The sequence below is a fragment of the Rhodoferax sp. genome, assembly GCF_023700745.1.
In the GTDB taxonomy this organism is placed as follows: Bacteria; Pseudomonadota; Gammaproteobacteria; order Burkholderiales; family Burkholderiaceae_C; genus Rhodoferax.
On sequence record NZ_JAMPYG010000001.1, the window covers coordinates 183,139 to 198,889 of the forward strand.

Genomic DNA, 15,751 nt, shown 5'->3' on the forward strand with positions numbered 1-15,751 from the left:
TCAGACCAGCTGCTCTGACAACCACGCCAGCGTGCGGCCACGCGCCAGCGCGGCGGCACGTTGCTGGTACATCGGGCGACCCCAGCAGTTGAAGCCGTGGTCAACGTCTTCGTACACATGGAATTGCGCGTTGCTACGGCCTTCAAAGGCCTTCTTGACGTTGGCTACCGCCGTTGCCGGGATGTACCCGTCCAACGCGGCGTAGTGAAATAAGATGGGCCCTTGCACAGCGGGCGCCTTGTCCAGATGGTTCTGGATGCCGCCGCCGTAGTAACACACGGCCGCATCAACCGCAGCGCTGGCCGCCAGCTGGTAACTCAGGCGCCCGCCCATGCAAAAGCCAATCGAGCCCACCTTGCTACTCACTTCAGGCCGGGCACGCAGGGCTTTGACCGTGCTCACCAGGTCGGCCACGGCCTTGGCCTCGTCCAGGTTGGTCATCAGCTGGAACGCCTTTTGGGTATCGGACTCGTCGTACTTCAAATTGACATTGGCCTCCTGCCGCCAAAACACATCAGGGGCCAGCACCACATAGCCGTCCATGGCGTATTGATCGGCCACCGCCTTGATATGATCGTTGACGCCCCAGATCTCCTGAATGATCACCAAGCCCGGTCCGTGACCTGTTGGCGGCAGTGAAAGATAGGCGTCAAACTGTCGACCATCGTGGCTGGGAATTGAAATGGTGGTGCTGTTCATATGCGTGTTCCTCTGTAAATTGAAGTTCAGATGATGTCAAAGACATGAATGGCATAACTGCCCTGGCGGCGGTCGGCAAAAAAACGCTTCAGGGTTTCACCCACGGTCCTGAAGGCGATCTCATCCCATGGGATTTCTTCCTCGGCAAACAAACGCGTCTCAAGGGTTTCAATGCCAGGATCAAACTGGTCACTCAGCAGGTGGGCACGGTAGAACAGGTGGACTTGCCCCACGCGTGGGATATTGACCAGCGAAAAAAACTCGCCCATCTCGAACTGGGCACCAGCTTCTTCCAGGGTCTCGCGTGCTGCGCCTTCGCTCACGGTTTCATTGAGTTCCATGAAGCCCGCAGGCAGCGTCCATTTGCCCCAGCGTGGCTCAATGTTGCGTTTGCACAGCAAGACCTTGTCGCCCCAGATCGGAATGGTGCCCACTACATTGAGCGGGTTTTCATAGTGAACGGTCTGGCAGACCGGACACACCGCACGATGTCTGGTGTCGCCATCGTCAGGCAACCGGTAAACTACGGCGGTGCCGCAGTTTTTGCAATGTTTGATCGGGGCCCGGTGCATGAATCTACACCACCTTCAATTCAATGCCTGTCAGGCCGCTGATGCTGCCCTTGAGCGTGTCGCCCGGTACCACGGCACCCACGCCGGCTGGCGTGCCGGTGTAGATCAGGTCACCGGGCTGCAACTCCCAGGCGGTTGAAAGTTGGGCAATGGTCTCGGCAATGTTCCAGATCAGCTGCTCCACTGTGCTGTTTTGGCGCACAACGTTGTTGACTTGCAGGCTGATGCTGGCGTGTGTGATGTCACCCGCGGCGTCTTTGGGGGTAATGGGACCAATCGGCGCCGAGTGGTCGAACCCTTTGCCGATGCACCACGGGCGGCCCTGCGCCTTCATCGCGTTTTGCAGGTCGCGCCGGGTCATGTCAAGGCCCACGGCGTAGCCAAAAATATGCTGCTCGGCCTGCGCCACGGCAATATTTTTGCCACCCTTGCCAATTGCCACCACCAGTTCCATTTCATGGTGCAGGTTTTGGGTCAGGCCGGGGTAGGGCAGTGGTGTGCTGGTGCCAGGCGATGCCACCAGCACCGCATCGGCCGGTTTCATGAAGAAAAAAGGAGGTTCACGTCCGGTATGACCCATTTCCTGGGCGTGCTCGACGTAATTACGGCCCACGCAGTAGATGCGGTGCACCGGGAACAAGGCGGCGGTGCCGACCACAGGCACGGTCACAGTGGGTGAGGGAGGAAAAACGGTGTTCATGGCGGGTTTTTAATAGAGGGTTCAGGCCGATTTGGCGACCAGCTCGAAGTGTTCAACCACCGGTGGGCTGGCAAAAAACGGCCCGACGATGGCGCGCCATTCTGTGAACGCCGGGGAGCCACGGAATCCTACCGTGTGGTCTTCCAGCGTGGTCCAGAAGATTTGCAAAATGTAACGTTGCGGGTTTTCAATGCAGCGGTTGACCTTGAAGCCTTCAAATCCTTTGGCCTGCGCAATGACGGTTTGCAGGCCGCGTTGAATGGCCTCCTCAAAGGCAGCGTTCTGGCCGGGCTGGATCGAGAAGTCGGCAAGTTCAAGAATCATGAAGGTCTCCGTTGGGGTTGGGTTAATTCTGTAACTTGCGAGTCTAGCGTTTTCAATCCAGCGCTTGGACCGCAGCCGCTGAACCATGAGGTATGCTGGGGATATGAACCATACAACCTTTATTCCCGGCAAAGATGCCGCCCTCGAATCCACCATCAGCACACTGCAAGGCAAGCTGCAAGCCCTGGGTTTCCACATCGAAGAGCGCAGCTGGCTCAACCCGGTTGACAGCATCTGGTCAGTGCATATCCGCGACCGCGACTGTCCGCTGCTGTTCGCCAACGGCAAGGGTGCCAGCCGCCTGGCCTGCCTGGCCAGCGCCTTGGGCGAGTTCTTTGAACGCCTGTCCACCCATTATTTCTGGACCCATTTTTACCTCGGACCCGATGTAACCGGACGTGCCCATGTGCATTTTCCGCAGGAGCGCTGGTTCGACGTGCCCGCAGACGAGCAGTGGCCTGCCGAATTGCTCACGCCCGAATTGCACTCGCTGTACAACCCGCAGGGCAACATCGATGCCAGTAGCTTGGTCGATTTCAACTCGGGTGCCACCGAGCGCGGCATCTGCGCCCTGCCTTATGTGCGCCAGAGCGATGGCAAAACGGTCTACTTCCCGGTCAACCTGATCGGCAACCTGTATGTCAGCAACGGCATGTCGGCGGGCAATACCCAGATGGAGGCGCGCACCCAGGCCTTGTCCGAGATTTTCGAGCGGGCCATCAAAGCCCGCATCATCAGCCAGGGCCTGTGCCTGCCCGACGTGCCCGAGGCCGTGATAGCCCGCTACCCACGCATTGCGCGTGGCATCGCCGCGCTGCGTGAAGCCGGTTTTGGCATCCTGGTCAAGGACGCATCGTTGGGCGGCCAGTACCCGGTGATGAATGTCACGCTGCTGAATCCGCTGGATCAGGGTTGTTTTGCCAGCTTTGGCGCCCACCCCCGTTTTGAAGTCGCGCTGGAGCGTGCGCTCACCGAATTGCTGCAGGGTCGGGCACTGGACGCGTTGTCAGGCTTCCCGGCACCCGGCTTTGACCTGGAAGAAACCGCGAGTTCGACCAACATTGAGATCCATTTTGTTGACTCCAGCGGCGTCATTCACTGGAAGTTCTTGGGGGATGTGCCTGATTTCGAATTTGTCGACTGGAACTTCAGCAATACCACGGCCGAAGACTACGCATGGAGTTTGGCGCGTTTGCAGCAAGACGGCCATGAGGTTTACATTGCAGACTTCACCCAGCTCGGGGTCTATGCCTGCCGTGTTCTGGTGCCCGGTTTGTCCGAGATCTATCCAATGGACGACCTGGAGTTTGAAAACAACAGCGTCGCCAATCAGTTCCGCGAAGCCGTCTTGAACCTCTCCGATCTGGATGACGAAGAATGTACCGATCTGCTCGAAACGCTTAACGAATCCAGTCTGGCGGACCACCGTCCGGTGGCTGGCTTGATTGGCTTGGCGGCCGATGCCGGATCTTTCTGGAGCGACTTGCGTCTGGGCGAACTCAAGACCCTGCTGGCTCTAGCGGTGGGCGACGAAGCCGCCACCCTTGAAGGTTGCGAATGGATTCTGAACTTCGACCAGGTCAACCCGCAACGCAAGCGCGTGTATGCCTGCATCCAGAACCTGATCAACCTGGCTGACATTGGCGACAGCGGCCCCTACCTTGACACCCTGGCGCTGCTCTACGGTGCCGGCCCGCTGGCGCAGGCGCATGCACTCATCATGCAGGAAGATCGTTTCATGGGCTTGGGCGCACCCGGCCTGGCGCTGGACGGGTGCGAGATGCACCACAAACTACTGGCCGCCTATGACAAGATCCATGCCGCAGTTTGATGATGCTGTTGTGGGAGCGGCGCCCTCGCCGCGAATGCCCCCAAACAGCCTTCGGCCCGAGGGCGGGCCTCCTACAACTGCAGGGCCTTTTAGATGCTGACGCCTGACTGGCCTGCGCCCGACGGCGTCCATGCGATTTGCACCACGCGCATGGGCGGTGTGTCGGATGCGCCCTATGACAGCCTGAACTTGGGCGACCACGTCGGTGACGACCCCGTCCATGTGGCCGCCAACCGGGTCATCTTGCAAGAGGCCATTGGCGCACGCCCGGTATTCCTGACCCAGGTCCACGGCCTTCAGGTGGTGTCACTGGATGCCTCCACACCGGACGGCACCGTGGCAGACGCCTGCGTGACCGACCAGTCTGGCGTGGCCTGCACCGTGATGGTGGCCGACTGCCTGCCGGTGTTGTTCAGCACCGCCGATGGTCACCGGGTGGCTGCGGCTCACGCCGGCTGGCGCGGCTTGGCCGGGCAGGGTGGGATTGGTATTCTGGAGGCGACGGTTAAACGGATGCAGGGCAATGAGCTTCTGGCCTGGCTTGGTCCGTGTATTGGCCCGCAGGCGTTCGAGGTGGGAGATGAAGTGCGCGCAGCCTTCAGCACCAACGAGCCACTGGCGGCCGACTGCTTTAAACCGCTGCTCCCTGGTAAATGGCTGGCGGACCTGGCCGCCCTGGCGCGATTGCGACTGCGTGCTCTGGGCGTCAGCCAGATTCACGGCAACGACAGCAGTCCGTCCTGGTGCACAGTTGGCAATGCGTCATGTTTCTTTTCCTACCGGCGCGACCGGGTCACCGGCCGCTTCTGCGCCAGCGTCTGGCGCGAGGGCTGAGGTGGCCTGTGCGGCACGGAGTTCTGCTTCTTCCCGCGCCTTGATGGCACGCCGGCGTGCCGGAGTTCCCATCACATACAACACCAATACCAGGGGCAGCACACCATACAAAACAAAGGTGAAGATGCCGCCGAGCAGTGTGCCTGCAGTATGGGTGGCTTCGGCCACAGCCATGAGAATGGCCACATAGAGCCAGGCAATTGCAACGATGTACATGGTGAAGAGGGTATTTATTGACGAAAATCGGGGTATGTCAGGATTTCGAAGGACTTGACCTAAGATACTATCGAAATTATTTTTTGACCACAACAAAATAGGGATACGCATGAACGAAAACGCTTCGGAAGTTTGGCTGCAATCGGCACAGAATCTACAGAAATCCATGGCCGAAAGCTTGAGCAAAGCATTTGAGTCGTTTCAGAACATGGACCTCGGCGAGGCCAGTACCAAACTCCTGGCTCCCACGGTCAAAGCGCCCAACATCAAATTTTCGGCCGAAAAATTGCAACAACTGCAACAGCAGTTTCTGGCCGACGCCGCTGAATTGTGGGCCAACAGCGCCCAGGGCAAGCACCAACTCGCTGACCGCCGCTTTGCCGACGAAGCTTGGGCTGCCAATCCCACAGCCGCCTTTTCGGCGGCTGCGTATTTGCTCAACGCCAAAACGCTCAGCCAAATGGCAGAAGCGGTAGAGACCGATGCCAAAACCCGTGCCCGAATCCGCTTCGCTGTGGAACAGATCACCGCGGCCTCGGCCCCCAGCAATTTCATGGCCCTCAACGCCGAAGCGCAGAAAAAAGCCATCGAGACCCAGGGCCAGAGCATTGCCAAGGGTATCCAGAACCTGTTGCACGACATGCAGCAAGGCCATGTGTCGATGACCGACGAGAGTCTTTTCGAAGTCGGTAAAAACGTCGCCACTACCGAAGGTGCGGTGGTCTTTGAGAACGAGCTGTTCCAACTCATTGAGTACAAACCGCTGACCGAAACCGTCTTTGAAAAGCCGTTCCTGTTGTTTCCCCCGTCGATCAACAAGTTTTACATCCTTGATCTGCAGCCAGAAAACTCACTGATCCGTTACGCCGTGGCCCAAGGTCACCGTACCTTTGTCGTGAGCTGGCGCAATCCCGATGCCTCGCTGGCCAAAGCCAGCTGGGACGACTACATCGAAAAAGCGGTCATCAAGGCCATCCAGGTCACGCAGGACATCACGGGCGCCAAAACCATCAATACGCTGGGTTTTTGCGTCGGCGGCACCATGATGGGCAGTGCCCTGGCGGTACTGGCAGCGCGCGGCGAAAAGCCGGTGGCCAGCGCCACCTTCCTCACCTCCATGCTCGACTTCGCCGACACTGGCGTGCTCGACGTCTTCATTGACGAAGGCTTTGTCAAATACCGTGAACAGGAAATGGGCAAGGGCGGCCTCATGAAGGGCAAGGACCTGGCCATGACCTTCAGCTTCCTGCGCCCCAATGACCTGGTCTGGAACTATGTGGTGGGCAACTACCTCAAGGGCGAAACGCCGCCACCGTTCGACCTGCTCTACTGGAACAGCGACTCCACCAACCTGCCAGGCCCGTTCTACGCATGGTACCTGCGCAACACCTACCTCGAAAACAACCTCACCAAACCCGGCGCGGCCACCGTCTGCGGTGAAAAGATTGACCTCAATCTGGTTGACATGCCGGTCTACATCTACGGCTCACGCGAAGATCACATCGTGCCCATCGGTGGTGCCTATGCTTCCACTCAATATCTGCCGGGAAAAAAACGCTTTGTCATGGGCGCCTCTGGCCACATTGCCGGTGTCATCAACCCACCGGCCAAGGGCAAGCGCAGTCACTGGATCCGCGAAGACGGCAAGTTGCCCAAATCGGTTGATCAGTGGATCGCCGGCGCAACCGAGCACAAGGGCAGTTGGTGGACCGACTGGTCCAACTGGCTGGCCGCCCAGGCGGGCAAAGAAATCGCTGCGCCCAAGACCTATGGCAAAGGCAAGTACAAGGCCATCGAGCCCGCGCCAGGCCGCTACGTCAAGGCCAAGGCTTAATTTTCATCCCATTTTTTAACTAGGACTCAGGAGACATCATGGAAGAGATCGTTATCGTTGCAGCAGCCCGTACGGCCGTTGGCAAATTTGGTGGTTCATTGGCCAAAGTTGCAGCCCCCGACCTGGGTGCCATCGTCATCAAGGCCCTGCTCGAGCGCACTGGCGTCAGCACCGACCAGATCGGTGAAGTCATCATGGGTCAGGTTCTAGCCGCAGGTGCCGGCCAGAACCCGGCCCGCCAAGCCATGCTCAAAGCCGGCATTGCCAAAGAAACGCCAGCCCTCACCATCAACGCCGTTTGCGGCTCTGGTTTGAAGGCCGTCATGCTGGCAGCCCAGTCCATCGCCTTTGGCGACAGTGAAATCGTCATTGCCGGTGGCCAGGAAAACATGAGCGCCTCGCCGCACGTTCTCATGGGCAGCCGCGACGGCCAGCGCATGGGCGACTGGAAAATGGTTGACACCATGATTAACGACGGCTTGTGGGACGTCTACAACAAATACCACATGGGCATCACCGCTGAAAACGTCGCCAAAGCCCAAGGCATCACCCGCGAAATGCAGGACACCCTGGCTTTGGCCAGCCAGCAAAAAGCGGCTGCCGCCCAGGCGGCTGGCAAATTCAAGGACGAAATCGTCCCTGTTGTCATCCCCCAGAAAAAAGGCGACCCGCTGGTGTTTGACGCCGACGAATTCATCAACAAGAAAACCAATGCCGAAGGCCTCGCCGGTCTGCGCCCCGCCTTTGACAAAGCCGGTAGCGTCACCGCTGGCAATGCCTCCGGCATCAATGACGGCGCTGCTGCCGTCATGGTCATGAAAGCCAGCAAGGCGGCTGCCCTGGGCCTCAAACCCATGGCCACCATCAAGAGCTTTGGTACCACCGGTCTGGACCCCGCCATCATGGGCATGGGCCCGGTCTCTGCCTCGCGCAAGGCGCTGGCCCGTGCTGGCTGGAACGTGGCTGACGTCGACCTGTTCGAATTGAACGAGGCCTTTGCCGCCCAAGCCTGCGCTGTCAATCAGGAGCTCGCTGTGGACACCGCCAAAGTCAACGTCAACGGTGGCGCTATTGCCTTGGGACACCCGATTGGTGCATCCGGTTGCCGCATTTTGGTCACCCTGCTGCACGAAATGCAGCGCCGTGATGCCCAAAAGGGTCTGGCCGCGCTGTGCATTGGCGGCGGCATGGGGGTTTCCCTCTGCCTGGAGCGTTGATTTAACCTTGATAATTCAAAAGCTTGTTGCTAGGCATTTTTTAAATTTGCCAACTACTCGTTTTAATCAGCATTTGTGTTCGCAAAGAGGAGTAATTTCATGAGTCAAAAAGTAGCTTACGTCACCGGCGGTATGGGTGGCATCGGTACCGCCATCTGCCAGCGCCTGAGTAAAGAAGGCTTCAAGGTGATTGCCGGATGCGGCCCCACTCGTGATTACGGCAAGTGGCTGGCCGAACAGGCAGCACTGGGCTTCACGTTCTACGCCTCGGCGGGTAACGTCGGCAACTGGAATTCCACTGTGGAGGCATTCACCAAAGCCAAGGCCGAGCACGGCAGTATCGACGTGTTGATCAACAACGCCGGCATTACCCGTGACCGCATGTTCGTCAAAATGACGCGCGAAGACTGGGATGCCGTGATCGAAACCAACCTCAACTCCATGTTCAATGTGACCAAGCAAGTGGTTGGCGACATGGTTGAAAATGGCTGGGGCCGTATCATCAACATCAGCAGCGTGAATGGCGTTAAAGGTCAGGCCGGTCAGACCAACTACTCGGCTGCCAAAGCCGGTATGCACGGTTTCTCCATGGCTTTGGCGCAAGAGTTGGCAACCAAGGGGGTCACTGTCAATACCGTGAGTCCCGGCTACATTGGCACTGATATGGTCAAGGCCATCCGCCAGGAAGTGCTTGACAAGATCATTGCCACAGTGCCGGTCAAACGTCTGGGCGAACCCTCCGAAATTGCTTCCATCATTGCCTGGCTGGCGTCTGATGAAGGTGGCTATGCCACCGGTGCCGAGTTCTCGGTCAACGGTGGCCTGCACATGGGTTAAAGCGGTCGTGTTGTAGCTGTCCGGCATCGGGGCATCATTCCTTATATAGTCTTGCTTGGGCTTTTAAGGGGTGAATATTGTCTCGTACACTTAAAGCCTATGGCACGCTACAACACCCCTTTTGAAATCCACGTGCATGGCCAGGTGAGCCTGCGTGGTGATGTGACTTTTGAGAATATCCAGGATGCGCTGAAGCCGCTCTGGAAATACGCCGGAGAGCGCTCGCTGGCCGACGCGGCGGGCAGTTTTTACGAAGATGAACCCGGCATTCGGTTTGACTCAGCCGAGCATTTGCTGCAAATGTGCTGGACCGTCGAAGGTGATGACGACTTTCGCCAGGCACTGGACGAGATGTGCATGAACCTGAATGAAGTTGCCTTGACCGGTGCCGCCATCGAGGTCACGTTTTACGACACCGAGTTCGAAGATGAGGACGAAGAGGCCGACCCCGAAGCCGAGTCGCGTGACGATTTTATCATGCTGTTTGTCGGTCCTGATCCAGCGGCCATCATGCAGGTGCAACGCGATTTGCTGGTGCAGGACGTGATCAGTCTGATGGAACGCCACTTTGATGGTGCCGAACTGGGCGGTGTCGTGGCGGCTGTTGATCAGTTGTTCAGTCAGCGTTTCAATGAATTGGTGAGTTCATTGCAACTGGGTAAACCACCCAGAGGATCAGGTGGCTCTGGTGGTATGGGCCACGGCGGTGGCCGCAAGCCCAGGCATTTGCATTAACGGCGAACCTGTAAGGCCCCTGGATTGACGATGTTGGTGGGGCGGCCCTTGATGAAATTGACCACATTGTCAAAGGCCGCGCTGAAATATATTTCGTAGCTGTCCTGCTCCACATACCCAATGTGCGGTGTGCAAATGCAGTTTTCCAGCCGCAACAGGGCATGCCCCTGCAAAATGGGTTCACTCTCATAGACATCCACAGCGCCCAGACCCGGGCGCCCGCGGTTGAGCGCGCTGATCAGCGCGTCCGGCTCGATCAGTTCGGCGCGTGAGGTATTGACCAGCAAGGCTGTGGGCTTCATGCGTGTCAGGTCTTCCAGTCGGACAATGCCCTGGGTTTCCTCGTTGAGGCGCAGATGCAGTGCAAGGACATCGGACTGTTCAAAAAACTCTTCACGGGTTGCTGCAGCCTCGTAACCCGACTGGATGGCCCGTTCCCGGCTAGGTGCGCGACCCCACACCAATACCCGCATGCCAAATGCCTTGCCGTATCCGGCAACCAATTGGCCAATGCGGCCAAATCCCCAAATACCCAGGGTGCGCCCCTTGAGCACTGTGCCGAGGCCAAAGTTGGGCGGCATGCCGCTGGACTTGAGTCCGGATTGTTGCCAGACGCCGTGCTTGAGGTTGCCGATGTACTGGGGCAGACGCCGCGTTGCGGCCATGATGAGTGCCCAGGTCAATTCGGCCGGTGCAATCGGTGAGCCGGTGCCTTCGGCCACGGCAATGCCGCGTTCGGTGCAGGCGTTGACGTCGATGTGGTTGCCGACGCGACCGGTTTGTGAAATCAGCTTGAGCCGGGGCAATTTGTCGATCAGTGCACGGGATATCTGAGTGCGTTCACGGTTGAGCACGATCACATCGGCATCCTTGAGACGCACCGAGAGTTGCCCCAAACCCTTCACAGTGTTGGTAAAGACCTTGGCTTGGTATGTTTCCAATTTGGCCGAGCAGGCCAACTTGCGCACTACGTCCTGATAGTCGTCGAGAATCACAATGTTCATGACACGGATTGTGCCTTGGCGAGCGGCACTCTCTGATAGAGATAACTTTAAAAATACGGACTTTAGTGTGGGCGCTCGAAGGCGGCGAGGCGGTCAAGTTCGGCACAGACGTCGGCCAGGCGCCCGGAAATCACCATGCGTCCGACCTGTGATGGTTTTTGTCCTGCCTCAAATACACGCAGGATGCGCAGTGGCCGCAGCGTATTGTCATTTGCGACGATTTTGACACTTGGATTGGCCCGGGTGCAGGCCCGTGGACTGCCTGCCTTGAAGGGCGCCAGACCGGGCAGCAAGGAGGGTGTCAGGTACGCAATGTTCATGGTGGGTGCTCTGGATGAGTTAAGACAGGGTGGCATAGGGAGTTGAATGTTTTACATCAGCATGGTGTTGCGGATCAGGCCGACCGCCAGGCCTTCAATCTCGAAGGCTTCACCGGGCTCGACCACAATGGTTTGGTAGTCGGGGTTTTCGGGGTGAAGCTCGATGAGGTTGTTGTGTCGCATGAACCGTTTCACGGTGACTTCATCGCCAAGTCGGGCCACCACAATCTGGCCATTTTTGGCTTCGTGGGTGCTTTGCACCGCCAACAGATCGCCATCCATGATGCCGGCATCGCGCATCGACATGCCGCGCACCTTGAGCAGGTAGTCTGGCTTGCGCTGGAACAGGCTGTCTTCCACGTAATAGGTTTTGTCGATGTGCTCTTGCGCCAAAATGGGGGAGCCAGCTGCCACCCGGCCGACCAGGGGCAGCGCCAGCTGACTCTCAAAATCAGCCACCGACTGCGCCAGCGTTTTGCTACGTGAAGCGTTGATGGCTTGCAAGGTGTCGCTTTTCAGACGAATGCCGCGCGAGGTGCCACTGACCAGCTCGATCGCGCCCTTGCGTGCCAGTGCCTGGAGATGCTCTTCGGCGGCGTTGGCAGATTTGAAGCCGAGCTCGGTGGCAATTTCTGCACGTGTGGGCGGAGACCCGGTGCTGGCAATGGCGCGCTGGATAAGATCGAGGATCTGTTGCTGGCGATCCGTCAGTTTGGGTCTGGTTAACATGATGGCTCCTGGCATGGCTGGGTGATGAAAGTACTGGTTTCTTATCCAGTAACTGTATTTTTAACCAGTTTAAAGAAAGCCGCAAGTGGTATGGATAAAAATTTGAAAAAAATTGTGGTACTGGGTACAGGTGGCACCATTGCCGGCACCGCTACCCATGCTGCTGACAATATTGGCTACAGCGCCGCCCAGCTAGGCGTGGCCGAATTGCTGGCGGACGTGCCGGGCATGGCGGATCTGCTCGAAGGCCATGCTCTGGTGGTGGAGCAGGTGGCTCAAATCGATAGCAAGGACATGAGTTTTGCTATCTGGACGGCGCTGGCGCTGCGCGTGCAACAGCATCTAGCCCAACACGAGGTGTCTGGTGTGGTTATCACACACGGCACCGACACGCTCGAAGAAACCGCATTTTTTCTGCATGCCGTGCTGCCGGCTGCGCTGCAATTGCACAAGCCTGTGGTGCTGACCTGTGCCATGCGGCCCGCTTCAGCTCTTAGCCCGGACGGCCCGCAGAATGTGCTTGATGCGGTCGCATTGGCGCGCACGCCAGGCGCCTGTGGCGTAGTGGCAATGTGTGCCGGTGTGGTGCATGACGCCTTGACGGTGCAGAAAGTGCATGTGTACCGCACAGATGCCTTTGGTTCGGGGGATGCCGGGCCGCTGGGATTCATGGAAGAAGGACGTTTGCGCCTGGTGAAATCCTGGCCGCTGACGCTGAGCCATCAAGCGGCCATATTGCTTGAAAAAATTGCCGCCATGACAAGCTGGCCACGGGTGGAGATCGTGATGAACTATGCAGGCGGCAGCGCGGCAGTGGTTGACGCGCTGCTGCTGCCCTTGCCCGGTGTGGCGCCGCTGCGCGGCCTGGTGGTGGCAGGCACTGGCAATGGCACACTGCATTTTGATCTTGCCGCTGCGCTGCAGCGTGCCGAGCAGATGGGAGTCAAGGTTGTCCGCGCCAGCCGATGCGGCGAGGGTCGTGTGCTGCCGGTGGCAGGAAGCGCGTTTGCTGACAGCGATGGACTCTCACCCGTCAAGGCTCGGGTGGCCCTGATGCTGGATTTGATGTAGGAGGCCCTGGAATTGTGAGGGGCCCACCTCGGGCCGATGGTTATTTGGATTCAATCGCGGCGAGGGCGCCGCTCCCACAGGGCCGATGGATGTCGGGGTGTTTAGTCCGCCAGCGCGGCAAACGCCCGGGCGGTGATTTCTTCGACGCTGCCGGTGCCGCTGATGGCGCGGTATTTGGGGGCACGGGCGGGATCTGCCTTGGCCCAGGCGGAGTAGTAGTCAACCAACGGTCGGGTTTGTGCGCTGTAGACATCGAGACGCTTTTTGACGGTTTCTTCCTGGTCGTCAGCGCGTTGCACCAGCGGCTCACCGGTCACGTCATCAAGCCCGGCCACTTTGGGCGGGTTGAAGGTGACGTGGTAGGTGCGGCCCGATGCCGGATGTGAGCGGCGGCCACTCATGCGGTCAATGATGGCTGCAAAAGGCACATCAATTTCCAGCACATAGTCCAGCTTGACCCCAGCGGCCTTCATGGCATCTGCCTGGGGAATGGTGCGCGGAAAGCCGTCGAACAAGAAGCCGTTGGCGCAATCGGACTGGGCAATGCGTTCTTTCACCAGGTTGATGATCAGGTCGTCACTGACCAGGCCACCGGCATCCATCACCTGTTTGGCTTGTACGCCCAGCGGGGTGCCGGCCTTGACGGCGGCGCGCAGCATGTCGCCGGTGGAAATTTGCGGAATGCCATATTTTTGACAAATGAATGTGGCTTGTGTGCCTTTACCTGCGCCAGGCGCGCCCAACAAAATCAGCTTCATACTTGTCCTCTGTATTTATTGAAAATCTTTTTAGCAATGGTTGAGAATAGCATGCGAGAGCTTTGATATGGCTTACATGTCTTCTTGCTAAAACACTTTAGTCACCCAGCAAACGCCGCACCCGCTCCAAGTCGTCGGGGGTGTCCACGCCGGGGCCGGGCGCGTGCTGTGTGATGTGCACCGCAATGCGATGGCCGTGCCACAAGGCGCGCAATTGTTCAAGCGATTCGGTGCGCTCCAGCGGTGCTTGTGCCAGTGTCGGGAACAGGCGCAAAAAACTGACCCGATAGGCGTAAATACCGATATGGCGCAAAGGTGCCGGGCTGGGCAACTGCTCTGGCGTGTCGCGCGGGTAGGGAATGGGCGCGCGGCTGAAATACAGCGCCATGTGCTGGGCATCGAGCACGACCTTGACCACATTGGGGTTGTGAAAATCGGCAACGCTGACCAGTATGTGGGCGGCCGTGCTCATGGCCGCTTGGGGGCGCCTGGCCAGCAGGTGGGCGACGTCTGTGACCAGTTGCGGTTCCATCAACGGCTCGTCGCCCTGTACGTTGACCACAATGCTGTCGTCTGGCAGGTTCAGCAGATCGCAGGCCTCGGCCAGCCGGTCGCTGCCCGATGGGTGGTCGGTGCGGGTGAGCACGGACTCGATGCCATGGGCCCGGCAGGCGGCCACAATTTCAAAACTGTCGCCAGCCACCACCACACGTTGTGCTCCGGAGCGCTGGGCCTGTTGCGCCACGCGTACCACCATGGGCACACCTGCAATGTCGGCCAGCGGCTTGTTGGGCAGGCGTACGGAGGCCAGCCGGGCTGGGATCAGGACGGTGAAAGTCAAGGTTGCCGTCCTTCTTCGAGCTCGATGTCGGTCAGCACCCTGGCCTCGTTCTCGAGTAAGACCGGTATGCCGTCACGCACCGGGTAGGCCAGCCGGGCGCTGCGCGACACCAGCTCCTGCGTTTCGTGCTTGTAAGTGAGGGGGCCCTTGGTGACGGGGCAAACCAATAATTCAAGTAGTCGTGTGTCCATAACGCAATGATAGCGTGCCGGGCAAGCTGTACCCCTACAACTCCAGGAGTTGTGTGACCCGCTGGTCAAGGGCGGCCCAAAAGGCAGGCTCGGGCTCGAAATTGAGTGGCACGGCCAGCGCATGAGGTTCTTTGGTCCATAACTTGACGGCGTCCTTTTCTGTGCAAAGCACGGTGTAGACACTGTCAGCGTTGCCAGCCCACTGGCTGAAATCGTGGTGATCCGGCAGCGCTATCGTGTCGGCCAACGGCAGCCCCTGGGCGCGCAACATGCTGAAGAAAGCTTCGGGTTGGGCAATGGCTGCCAGCGCCAACAAGGGCTTACCGGGTACCAGGTCGGCCAGGGCGACCTGGCTGCCATCGGCGCGCAGGGCATGACTGGCCAGGCTTCGGCTGGCTCTGAAACCGGCAAAAGCAGGCTGCTGGCCGGTGTGCAGCAGCAGGTCGAGCGGGCGCGGCCAGGGTTCGCGCAGGGGTCCGGCGGGCAACAAAAAACCATTGCCTACGCCCCGGTCGTCAAATACGCCGATTTCGAGGTCACGCTGCAGGCGCAGGTGCTGCAGGCCATCGTCACAGACCAGGACTTGTATGTGCGGATAGTTATCCAGCAACGCACGGGCAGCATCGACACGCCGGACCGCCACAAACACCGGTGCAGAGGTGCAGCGCTGGATGAGCGCGGGCTCGTCGCCGACGTCTGCCACCGGGCTGTCGGGCAGAACCTCCAGGCATTCCTGGCTGCGGCGTCCATAGCCGCGTGAGATCACACCCACCTGGATGCCGCGCGACTGCAAATGCCTGACGATGGCCATGACCACCGGAGTTTTGCCAGCACCGCCAGCCACCACGTTGCCCACCACCAGCACCGGCACTGGCAGACGTTCGGAAGCCAGCCAGCCCCGGCTGTAAAGCGTTTTGCGCAGGCGCACCAATAGACCGTAAAGCACAGACAGCGGCCACAGCAGCCAGGCCAGCCAGCCCCGCTGCAACCAGGCACGGGTCAACATGTGGCCTGGCAATCGTGTGGCCTGGGTCATGC

General features: G+C 59.0%; 19 protein-coding genes. 7 read left to right on the top strand and 12 right to left on the bottom strand.

What is annotated here, in order from left to right; genetic code table 11:
- From NDJ10_RS00920 to NDJ10_RS00935, 4 genes are read right to left on the bottom strand one after another with little or no spacing between them, the layout of a single operon-like run.
- On the bottom strand, positions 1–699 hold the full coding sequence (locus tag NDJ10_RS00920) for a dienelactone hydrolase family protein (RefSeq protein ID WP_296159162.1): 699 nt from the start codon (positions 697–699) through the stop codon (positions 1–3).
- 26 nt (positions 700–725) lie between these two features.
- Positions 726–1,271 (bottom strand): NUDIX hydrolase, encoded by a 546-nt coding sequence (locus tag NDJ10_RS00925; protein WP_296159164.1) that lies wholly within the window; start codon positions 1,269–1,271, stop codon positions 726–728.
- 4 nt (positions 1,272–1,275) lie between these two features.
- Complete coding sequence (locus NDJ10_RS00930; RefSeq protein WP_296159165.1) at positions 1,276–1,971, bottom strand: fumarylacetoacetate hydrolase family protein; 696 nt, start codon at positions 1,969–1,971, stop codon at positions 1,276–1,278.
- A gap of 21 nt (positions 1,972–1,992) precedes the next feature.
- Entirely contained in the window at positions 1,993–2,295 is a 303-nt protein-coding gene (locus tag NDJ10_RS00935) for an antibiotic biosynthesis monooxygenase (RefSeq protein WP_296159166.1), read from the bottom strand.
- Between the two features lie 103 nt (positions 2,296–2,398).
- Here NDJ10_RS00935 and ycaO point away from each other — a divergent pair, with 103 nt between their 5' ends.
- A complete protein-coding gene (gene ycaO, locus NDJ10_RS00940; protein ID WP_296159167.1) occupies positions 2,399–4,126 on the top strand; it encodes a 30S ribosomal protein S12 methylthiotransferase accessory factor YcaO in 1,728 nt (575 codons plus the stop codon).
- Between the two features lie 93 nt (positions 4,127–4,219).
- Positions 4,220–4,960, top strand: a complete 741-nt coding sequence (pgeF, locus tag NDJ10_RS00945) for a peptidoglycan editing factor PgeF (RefSeq protein WP_296159169.1) — start codon at positions 4,220–4,222, stop codon at positions 4,958–4,960.
- Here pgeF and NDJ10_RS00950 read toward each other — a convergent pair.
- Entirely contained in the window at positions 4,889–5,176 is a 288-nt protein-coding gene (locus NDJ10_RS00950; RefSeq protein ID WP_296159170.1) for a hypothetical protein, read from the bottom strand. The genes pgeF and NDJ10_RS00950 overlap by 72 nt on opposite strands.
- 109 nt (positions 5,177–5,285) lie before the next feature.
- On the opposite strand from NDJ10_RS00950, the gene phaC reads away from it, so the two are divergent.
- From phaC to NDJ10_RS00970, 4 genes are all read left to right on the top strand, one after another.
- Positions 5,286–7,010, top strand: a complete 1,725-nt coding sequence (phaC, locus tag NDJ10_RS00955; RefSeq protein WP_296159171.1) for a class I poly(R)-hydroxyalkanoic acid synthase — start codon at positions 5,286–5,288, stop codon at positions 7,008–7,010.
- Between the two features lie 38 nt (positions 7,011–7,048).
- A complete protein-coding gene (locus NDJ10_RS00960) occupies positions 7,049–8,227 on the top strand; it encodes an acetyl-CoA C-acetyltransferase (RefSeq protein WP_296159172.1) in 1,179 nt (392 codons plus the stop codon).
- Between the two features lie 99 nt (positions 8,228–8,326).
- A complete protein-coding gene (gene phbB, locus NDJ10_RS00965) occupies positions 8,327–9,064 on the top strand; it encodes an acetoacetyl-CoA reductase (protein ID WP_296159173.1) in 738 nt (245 codons plus the stop codon).
- A 99-nt stretch (positions 9,065–9,163) separates the two neighbouring features.
- Positions 9,164–9,799, top strand: a complete 636-nt coding sequence (locus tag NDJ10_RS00970; protein ID WP_296159175.1) for a DUF6806 family protein — start codon at positions 9,164–9,166, stop codon at positions 9,797–9,799.
- Here NDJ10_RS00970 and NDJ10_RS00975 read toward each other — a convergent pair.
- The 3 genes from NDJ10_RS00975 to lexA form a co-directional block, all read right to left on the bottom strand.
- Positions 9,796–10,803, bottom strand: a complete 1,008-nt coding sequence (locus NDJ10_RS00975; protein ID WP_296159176.1) for a D-2-hydroxyacid dehydrogenase family protein — start codon at positions 10,801–10,803, stop codon at positions 9,796–9,798. The genes NDJ10_RS00970 and NDJ10_RS00975 overlap by 4 nt on opposite strands.
- A gap of 62 nt (positions 10,804–10,865) precedes the next feature.
- Positions 10,866–11,123, bottom strand: coding sequence for a hypothetical protein (locus NDJ10_RS00980; RefSeq protein ID WP_296159178.1), 258 nt, complete (start codon positions 11,121–11,123; stop codon positions 10,866–10,868).
- 51 nt (positions 11,124–11,174) lie between these two features.
- Entirely contained in the window at positions 11,175–11,852 is a 678-nt protein-coding gene (gene lexA, locus NDJ10_RS00985; protein ID WP_296159179.1) for a transcriptional repressor LexA, read from the bottom strand.
- 90 nt (positions 11,853–11,942) lie between these two features.
- On the opposite strand from lexA, the gene NDJ10_RS00990 reads away from it, so the two are divergent.
- A complete protein-coding gene (locus NDJ10_RS00990) occupies positions 11,943–12,923 on the top strand; it encodes an asparaginase (RefSeq protein ID WP_296159180.1) in 981 nt (326 codons plus the stop codon).
- A 101-nt stretch (positions 12,924–13,024) separates the two neighbouring features.
- Here the strand turns inward: NDJ10_RS00990 and adk are convergent, their stop codons facing one another.
- From adk to lpxK, 4 genes are all read right to left on the bottom strand, one after another.
- The gene (gene adk, locus NDJ10_RS00995) at positions 13,025–13,681 is read right to left on the bottom strand and encodes an adenylate kinase (RefSeq protein WP_296159181.1); all 657 of its coding nucleotides are present in this window, start codon (positions 13,679–13,681) and stop codon (positions 13,025–13,027) included.
- Positions 13,682–13,778: 97 nt separating this feature from the next.
- Positions 13,779–14,522: a 3-deoxy-manno-octulosonate cytidylyltransferase gene (gene kdsB, locus NDJ10_RS01000; RefSeq protein ID WP_296159182.1), complete on the bottom strand. Its 744-nt coding sequence runs from the start codon at positions 14,520–14,522 to the stop codon at positions 13,779–13,781.
- Positions 14,519–14,713 (bottom strand): Trm112 family protein, encoded by a 195-nt coding sequence (locus NDJ10_RS01005; RefSeq protein WP_296159183.1) that lies wholly within the window; start codon positions 14,711–14,713, stop codon positions 14,519–14,521. The genes kdsB and NDJ10_RS01005 overlap by 4 nt, the downstream gene beginning before the upstream one ends.
- 34 nt (positions 14,714–14,747) lie before the next feature.
- Positions 14,748–15,749: a tetraacyldisaccharide 4'-kinase gene (gene lpxK / locus NDJ10_RS01010; RefSeq protein ID WP_296159184.1), complete on the bottom strand. Its 1,002-nt coding sequence runs from the start codon at positions 15,747–15,749 to the stop codon at positions 14,748–14,750.
- Positions 15,750–15,751: the final 2 nt, after the last annotated feature.